This is a genomic window from Stenotrophomonas sp. 2YAF22 (assembly GCF_052114665.1).
Classification (GTDB): Bacteria; Pseudomonadota; Gammaproteobacteria; order Xanthomonadales; family Xanthomonadaceae; genus Stenotrophomonas; species Stenotrophomonas indicatrix.
Window position 1 is genome coordinate 1 of sequence record NZ_JBFRFE010000163.1, and the last position, 7,341, is coordinate 7,341.

Below are 7,341 nucleotides of genomic sequence, written 5' to 3' on the forward strand. Positions count from 1 at the left end.
TCCAGCTGCTGGCCCACACCCCACACGCGCTCGGCGAGATACGTGGCGCCATCACGTGTTTCTGCCAGATCGGCCACGATGGCAGCCAGTGCACGTGAGCCCGCGCTTGGGCGCATCAATGCGACCTGCGCGCGCGACCATTCCAGCACGCGCGCGCCGATCGGATGGCGTTCGGCCTGATAGGTATCCAACAGCGCATCAGCTGCCTCGCCGCGCACGACGGCGGCGAGCTTCCAGCCAAGGTTCATCGCATCGCCCAGGCCCAGATTCAGACCCTGCCCACCCAGCGGCGAATGCACATGTGCGGCATCGCCGGCCAGCAGCACGCGGCCACGACGATAGGCGGTAGCCTGCCGTGCGCCGTCGGTCCAGGTGGTGGCCAGATGCAGCGCGGTGATCGTTGCTTCGCGGCCGGAGATGCGGCGCAGCAGCGCCTGTGCCGATTCGCGATCAAGTGGCTGGCGGTGGCCCGCGCCGCCGTCGAAGTCGGCCAGGGCGATCGTGCCCGGCGGATTGAAGTTGCACATGCCCTGCGCGGTGGTGTGACGCCCCGGGCTGAGTACCGTCGGATCTTCCAGTTCAACACTGAGCGAGTGGCCGGTGAACTCTGGATCGGTACCAGCAAAGCTGAAACCACACTGCTTGCGCACGGTGCTGCGGCCTCCATCGCAGCCGACCAGCCAGCGCCCGCGGAAGGCCTGTCCGCCCGCCTCGACCTGGACCTCGTCGGCCCCCATCCGCACGCTCTGCACGCCCGCACCACGCAGGATCACTGCGCCCAGCGCCTGCGCGCGCTCGGCCAGCACGGCCTCCAGCGCCTGCAGTTCCACCGCCATCTGCGTGCCGACCGGGCTGCGCAGGCGCCAGGGCCAGCGACCGCTGTCGACGTTGTCCAGTGCAAACGGAATACCCGCGAAGTGCCCACCCAGCTTGCGTCCCTGCGAGAGCCAGTGCGCGGTTCCCGGCGGCGGCGGGCCTTTCTCCGGCTTCAGCACCTGGCCGGCTGCCACCGCGTCCAGCAGACCGCGCCGGTCGAGCGCCTCCAGCGTCGGGGCATTCAAACCGCGCAGCCCGAACGGCAGGCGCTTCAGCGGCGAATCCGGCGAGGCCGCCTGCTCCAGCACCAGCACCGCGCTTCCTGCCTGACCCAGTTCGCAGGCCAGCAACAGTCCCACCGGGCCAGCCCCGGCAATGACGACGTCGTACCGCATTGGAAATCCTCGTGAGCACCGGGTCGGCGCTCTGGCGGCGACAATGTTACACTCGGTGTATGTTTCTACAAGTGAGCCACCCATGGCCCCGCCACCCGGCCGCCGCGAGCAACGCAAAGCCGAGACCCGGCAGGCGATTTCCGACGTCGCTACCCGGCTGATCATCGATCGCGGCTTCGAAGCGGTGTCGATGAGCGAGATCGCTGATGCCGCCGGGGTTTCGCGCAAGACGGTGTTCAACTACTTCGCCAGCAAGGAACAGCTGGTGTTCGACCGTGATGAGGAGGCGCGCCAGCTGCTGCGCGAAGGCATGGCCGCGCGCACATCCATGACGCCGCTGGCCGCCTTCCAGGCGCTGGTGCGGGAATTGCTGGACACCGGCCATCCGCTGCTGCGGATCAACGCCGGTGCGGCGTCGTTCTGGAAAACCGTGGCCCAAAGCACCGTACTGGTGGCCCATGCGCGGCAGCTGCAGGCGCTGCTGACCGATGACCTGGCACAGCTGATGGCCGCGTCGGCGGGGCGGTCCGCGGATGATGCCGAGGCGCGACTGGGCGCCTCGATGCTGATGGCATCGATGGTGGCCGCCTATGAACAGGGACTGCGCGTCCTGTCGTTCGGCGGCGATCCGCGGCAGGCGATGGTGCCGCTGATCGTGCGCGGCGCCACCGGCGTGCTGGTGGCTTTGGCCGGTACGCCGTATACGGATCCGTCCGCGCGTCCATGACGCAATCGGGGGATGGGCACCCGATCATTGCAAATGCTAATCTTTCTCATTTGCAGACAAGCCTGATACGCCCATGCCCCACTTCCTGCCCCGCCGCAGCATTCTGTGCCTGGCGACGACACTGGCTTTTGCCACTCCCGGATACGCCGCCGACGCCCGGCCCAGCCGCGTGCAGGAGCTGGACAAGGTGGAGGTGCGGGGCCGCGCACAGACGTTGTACCGGGTGGATGACGCGGCTGTCGGCACCCGCACCGATACACCGCTGGAACTGGTGCCGCAGTCCATCCAGGTACTGCCGCGCGAGCTGATCGACGACCAGGCTGCACGCCAGGTGACCGATCTCTATCGCAGCATCAGCGGCATCAGCTACTTCAGCTATGCCGGGGTGACCCTGCGCGGTTTCCGCCAGGAGAACGTGCTGTATGACGGGCTGCGGGGCGACCCTTATGCGGGATTCTCGGTACCGCAGTTGTTCAACATCGAGCGGGTGGAGGTGCTGAAGGGACCGGCCGGTGCGCTGTACGGGGGCGGCGACGCTGGTGGCGTCATCAACTATGTGACCCGCAAGCCGAAAGCCACTGCCGAACGCCGCGTTGAACTGCAGATGGGAAACAAGGATTTCCGCGCCGGCTCGATCGAAGGTACCGGGCCGTTGAATGCAGCCGGCACGGTGCGCTACCGCGCCGGCCTGTATGGCGACAACGAGCAGGGCGTGCGCTGGAACACCGACAGTGAAAGCGTGATCGGCGATGCCTCGCTGGCCTTCGACGTGGGCGACACCGGCGAGCTGGTGCTGCAGTTCACCGACATTGCCCAGAACCTGGGCGGCAATCGCCTGCGCGGTGTTCCGGTCGATGACAGGGGCAATTTCCTGACCGACCGCCGCTGGAACCACAACGAGGCCAGCGACTTCCTGGACATGCGGGCCAAGGTGGCGCTGGCACAGTACCGTTTCGCGCCGCGCGACAACCTGGACGTGGATATTGCCGCGCGCTGGTTCAGCAACAACGAACACCAGATGTACCACGAGCCGATGGGCCTGATCGACCGCGACCGCGATGGTGTGGCCGAATGGATGACCCGGCAGCTGCGCAACCAGATCCGCGACAACGAGGCGTTCACCGCCAACGCCAATGCGGTGTGGCGGGTAAGCACCGGTCCGGTGGAACACAAGGTGCTGTTCGGTGCGGACGTGTACCAGCTGGATGCGGACTTCACCGCGCAGACCGCCAACAGCGCCGACCTCGCGCGCGGCGCCGGCCCGGTGCGTGGCATCGACCTGTTCAATCCGGTGTATGGCGCCAGCACCTGGCACGCTTACAACCTGTCCAGCCTGCCCTGGCGCAGCACCAGCACGCGCAGCAGGCGTTATGGCGGTTACCTGCAGGACGAGCTGGCCCTGACCCCGCGCTGGCACGTGCTGGCCGGCCTGCGCTGGGACGGTTTCAAGGACGACGACCGCCTTGCCGGCAGCAGCGTGGATGGCAACGACATCAGCTGGCGCCTGGGCAGTACGTTCACCGTTCGCGATGGACTGAACCTGTATGCCAACGTGGCCAGCGRCTTCGTGCCGCAGTCGGCGGCCAACCAGAATTCCGCCGCAGGCGGCCCGTTCGATGCCGAGCGCAGCAGGCAGTGGGAAGTGGGCATGAAATCGCTGCTTGCCGAGCGCCTGAGCCTGAACCTGGCGGCCTACCGTATCGACCGCAGCAACATCGTGCAGGCCACTGGCGAGGTCATCAATGGAGTGAACCAGCTGGCGGCGTTGGGCCTGGTGCGCAGCACCGGCATGGAACTGGATCTTCTGGCCGACGTGACCGAGCGCTGGGTGCTGAACCTGACCTACGCCTACAACGACGCGCGGGTGAAGGACGCGGGCTCCAATGGCATCACCAATGCCTCCGGCGATCGCTTCGCCAATGCACCGCGCAACAAGCTGGGCCTGTGGACGCGCTACGACCTGCCGGCGATCAACTCGGCCGTTGGCTTCGGTGCCGACTACGTGGATGAGCGCATCAGCCTGGATGGCCAGCGCGTGAAGCCGTACACCGTGTTCGACATGAGCTGGAAAACCACGTGGAAGCAGTGGCAGTTCCAGGCCAACGTCAAGAACCTGTTCGACAAGGTGTATGCCGCCAGCGGATTCATCGAGCGCAACGGCCATTTCCCGGGCGAGCCGCGCCGGGTGTATGTGCAGGCCGGTTACAGCTTCTAGGCCAGCGCTATTGAGCAACGCCTCAGGGAGGTGGAATGGCCACCTCCCCGGCCTGCGTCAGCCCGAGCAGGACACCAGCATCGAGCGGGTGGCCATCTGGGTGGAGGTGAAGCCGTTCTTGTTGCCCACCGCGATGGCATTGCCCTCATCGCCATCCTTGCTGAAGACCACGTAGCCGCCCGGGCACATCTGCCCGGCCTTCTCGTAGCAACCGCTCCAGGAACTGGAGCCGCTGCAGTCGATGGAAACGCCGCGGCGGCCATCCGGGGTGACGGTCATCTTGGCGGTGGTGCAGCCGGTCAGCGTGGCGAGGAACAGCAGCGGAACGAACAATTTCATGGTGACTCCAGGGATGGGAACTGCGAAGGGCGCCAAGGCTGGAGCGCCTGGATTGCGTGAACCTTGCGCCGGACCTTCGGCTTCACCACCTGCCGCCATGGCCTTCCGGCAGATGCGGAGGCACGCCATGTTCACGCAATGTTCCTGTAATACGGTGCCGGCGCGTGCCGAACCGCCCTTCTGCGGCCTCTCCCTGCCCAAGCCCTGCTGATGCACATCCTGCTGATCGAAGACGAAGCCGAACTGGCCGCCACCCTCAAGTCCGCCCTGCAGCGCGAGCGCTATGTGGTGGACGTGGCCAATACCCTGGCACTGGCGCGGGAGGCGGCCCTGTGCGGCCTGCACGATCTGGTGCTGCTGGACCGCACCCTGCCCGATGGCGATGGCCTGGCGTTGATTTCCCTGCTGCGTGAGCGCAATCCCGGGGTGCCGATCATCGTGCTGAGCGCGCTGGGCCAGTTGCCGGACCGGATTGCCGGCCTGGATGAAGGCGCCGATGACTACCTGGCCAAGCCCTTCGCGCTGGAGGAGCTGTTCGCGCGGATCCGTGCTGCGGGCCGTCGCCCAAGCGGATTGCAGGTGGAGTCCATCAGCATCGGCCGATTGGTGTTCGACCCCGCCTCGGGCGAGGCCAGTGTGGGCGGCCAGCGGCTGGAGCTGCCGCGGCGCGAGATCCGGGTGCTGGCCGCCCTCGCACGGCGCCTGGGCCGCACCGTGCTGCGTGAATCCATCGAGATGGCGGTGTATGGCTTCGACGACGGCATCCATTCCAACACCCTGGATTCGCACGTCTCGCGCCTGCGCAGAAAACTCGCTGACGCCGATGCGGGCGTGGAGATCCACGCCATTCGCGGGGTTGGCTATCTGATGCGGGAAAGCAAGTGATGGCGCATCGCCCGTCGTTGAAGCGCCCACTGATCGTCAAGACGCTGATCTACCAGTTGCTCGCACTGCTGGTGGCCTTCTTCGCCCTGCTGATGGTGCTGGTGCGTGCCGACAGCGGTGGCTACTACACCATCCAGACCTTCGCACCGGTGGCGGCCGAGGCGGTGCACCGCGACCGCAACGGCGAACTGTACGTGCAGCACACGCCGGAGCTGGCGGAACTGCTGAAGATCGTCCCCGGTGCCTGGTTCATCGCCGAGGACAAGCATGGGCACCACGTCACCTTCGGTCATGTGCCACCGGCCTATGCCTCGCTGGTCGGCGCCCTCGATGGCATCCCCTATGGCGACCTGCGTGGGCGTGATCGCAGCGATGGCCTGGCCGTGGTGGTACGCCAGCACAGCGGACCGGCCGGCAAGCTGACCATCATGGCCCATGGCGAAACCGATTCGCTGACCATGCAGATGGCGTTGGCCGCGCACATCATCACCCTGCCGATCTTCCTGCTGCTGGCGCTGGCCACCATCATCCTGACCCCGATCATCGTGCGGCGGGCACTGGCCGGTGTCGAACGCATCGCGCAGGAAGCCCGCAACATTTCGGCCAGCCGTCGCGGCATCCGCCTGACCGAGACCGCCGTGCCGGTKGAGATCGCGCCGCTGGTGACCGCCGTCAACGATGCCTTGGGCCGCCTGGATGAAGGGCACGAGCGGCAACGCCGTTTCATCGCCGCAGCGGCGCATGAGCTGCGCACGCCGATCGCCATCCTGCGGGTGAAGATCGACGCCGCAGATGATTCGACCTCGCGCAGCCTGGCTGTGGAAGTCGCGCGTCTGGCGACGCTGGCCGAGCAACTGCTGGACCTGCACCGCATGGAAGAGGACGGCCCGAAGGAAACCCTCAACCTGGCCCGGGTGGCCAAACGGGTGGCGGCCGATCTGGCACCGCTGCTGATCCAGTCGGACAAGACGGTGGCAGTCGCGGTGGAACCACACTTCCCGGTGCTGGGCGAAGCCGGTGCGGTGGAACGGGTGATCTCCAACCTGGTATTGAACGCCGCCGAGCACGGCGGCCGCCATATCATCGTGCGGGTGCAGGGCAGCTGCCTGGAAGTGGAAGACGATGGCCCCGGCATTCCGGTGGACCAGCGCGAACGCGTGTTCGAGCCATTCCAGCGGCTGCGGCCCCGTCAGACCGGCGCCGGCCTGGGACTGAACCTCGTGCGGCAGGTGATCGACCGTCACGGTGGTCACGTCACGATTCTGGATGCCGCCGGTGGTGGCGCGCTGATCCGCGTCGAGTTCCCGCAGCATCCGGGCGTGACCTCAGCGCCACCCCTAGAGCACTGAAGGCGCCCACACATCCGTGACTGCCGCCTGTCCATGCGCAGCAGGCAGCGGCGCAAGGCAAGGTTGCGGCAATGTTCGCTGCGCAGCATCGGACCGGTGGCATCTGTGATGCCATCGCGTTCCGTACCGACAGGAAGCCCGCACGTGATCGAAGGAGTTCCTCCCCCCTCCTCTTCTGCCCGATTCCGCGCGACACCGGCTACATCCGGTTTGACCGCAGCTGCCTGGAATCGGCGTTCGCGCGCTGATCGAATGCGTGCGCTGCCGCATTGGCCGCAGTGGCTGCGCGTGATACCCGCAACGAATCGCCCGGACGTGCTGATGCGTCTGTTTGCCGTGTTGTTCCTGCTGCTGCCGGGCAGTGCGCTGGTGATCTCGACGCAACGCCATGCGCACGCAGCCATGGCCTGCGCAGTAGTGTTCTTTGTCGTAGCGCATGCCGCACTGCATGCAGTGTCGGCATGGCAATCAACCACATCACGGCTGATCCCCGCCCCACTGCGCTACATCGACAGGCATGCGGCATGGGCGATGCTGGGCAGCGCATGGGTACCCTTGGCGATTCAAGGCGTACACGCGCAGCCGACCAGCACGCTCTCTGTCGTGGGGTTGGTG

The 7,341-nt window shown here is 66.6% G+C and carries 6 protein-coding genes and 1 pseudogene; 5 read left to right on the forward strand and 2 right to left on the reverse strand.

The window, feature by feature from the left end:
- Positions 1-1,211 (reverse strand): FAD-dependent monooxygenase (locus AB4Y84_RS08635; protein WP_442249999.1); only part of this gene is annotated, 1,211 nt, incomplete at its 3' end.
- Between the two features lie 82 nt (positions 1,212-1,293).
- Here AB4Y84_RS08635 and AB4Y84_RS08640 point away from each other — a divergent pair.
- The gene (locus AB4Y84_RS08640; RefSeq protein WP_442244353.1) at positions 1,294-1,938 is read left to right on the forward strand and encodes a TetR/AcrR family transcriptional regulator; all 645 of its coding nucleotides are present in this window, start codon (positions 1,294-1,296) and stop codon (positions 1,936-1,938) included.
- A gap of 73 nt (positions 1,939-2,011) precedes the next feature.
- A complete protein-coding gene (locus tag AB4Y84_RS08645; protein ID WP_442250000.1) occupies positions 2,012-4,153 on the forward strand; it encodes a TonB-dependent siderophore receptor in 2,142 nt (713 codons plus the stop codon).
- A 57-nt stretch (positions 4,154-4,210) separates the two neighbouring features.
- On the opposite strand, the gene AB4Y84_RS08650 is transcribed toward AB4Y84_RS08645, so the two are convergent.
- Positions 4,211-4,492, reverse strand: a complete 282-nt coding sequence (locus AB4Y84_RS08650; RefSeq protein WP_033831436.1) for a hypothetical protein — start codon at positions 4,490-4,492, stop codon at positions 4,211-4,213.
- A gap of 210 nt (positions 4,493-4,702) precedes the next feature.
- Between AB4Y84_RS08650 and AB4Y84_RS08655 the strand changes: the two genes are divergently transcribed.
- From AB4Y84_RS08655 to AB4Y84_RS08665, 3 genes and pseudogenes are all read left to right on the forward strand, one after another.
- A complete protein-coding gene (locus tag AB4Y84_RS08655; RefSeq protein WP_080148505.1) occupies positions 4,703-5,377 on the forward strand; it encodes a response regulator transcription factor in 675 nt (224 codons plus the stop codon).
- Entirely contained in the window at positions 5,377-6,726 is a 1,350-nt protein-coding gene (locus AB4Y84_RS08660; protein ID WP_442244351.1) for a sensor histidine kinase, read from the forward strand. Before AB4Y84_RS08655 ends, AB4Y84_RS08660 begins: the two co-directional genes overlap by 1 nt.
- 321 nt (positions 6,727-7,047) lie before the next feature.
- Positions 7,048-7,341, forward strand: a pseudogene (locus AB4Y84_RS08665) (hypothetical protein); the annotation flags it as partial.

What these genes read in the sequence shown, in the direction of transcription:
- AB4Y84_RS08640 (WP_442244353.1), top strand. Translation starts at nt 1,294, where the DNA reads ATGGCCCCGCCACCCGGCCGCCGCGAGCAACGCAAAGCCGAGACCCGG.
- AB4Y84_RS08650 (WP_033831436.1), bottom strand. Translation starts at nt 4,492, where the DNA reads ATGAAATTGTTCGTTCCGCTGCTGTTCCTCGCCACGCTGACCGGCTGC.
- AB4Y84_RS08655 (WP_080148505.1), top strand. Translation starts at nt 4,703, where the DNA reads ATGCACATCCTGCTGATCGAAGACGAAGCCGAACTGGCCGCCACCCTC.